General features: G+C 49.6%; 1 protein-coding gene. It reads right to left on the bottom strand.

What is annotated here, in order from left to right:
* A partial coding sequence (locus AN389_RS20460) for a hypothetical protein (RefSeq protein ID WP_160318649.1) occupies positions 1 to 248 on the bottom strand: 248 nt, incomplete at both ends.

The following is a 248-nucleotide window of genomic DNA, read 5'->3' as shown; positions in this document are numbered from 1 at the left end:
GTAACATATTCGCCGTTTTGCACAAGCGCTGTGGTTTCAACTTGGTTTGTGCCATCACTGATGATCACCGTCACGGTTTGACCGTCTTCAACATCGGTTACTGTACCGCGCACAACGATTGCTGCACTTTCGCCGTTGCCATTAATCACGCCGTCGGCTGTTTTATCAATGCTGGTTGTGATTGCTGCGGTGTTATCAAGCTCGACTGAATCTTGTGCTGAAATCGGGTTGCCTGCCACATCGGATAC

Source organism: Pseudoalteromonas sp. P1-7a (assembly GCF_001401855.1).
GTDB lineage: Bacteria > Pseudomonadota > Gammaproteobacteria > Enterobacterales > Alteromonadaceae > Pseudoalteromonas.
This window is presented reverse-complemented; position numbering and strand designations above follow the sequence as displayed.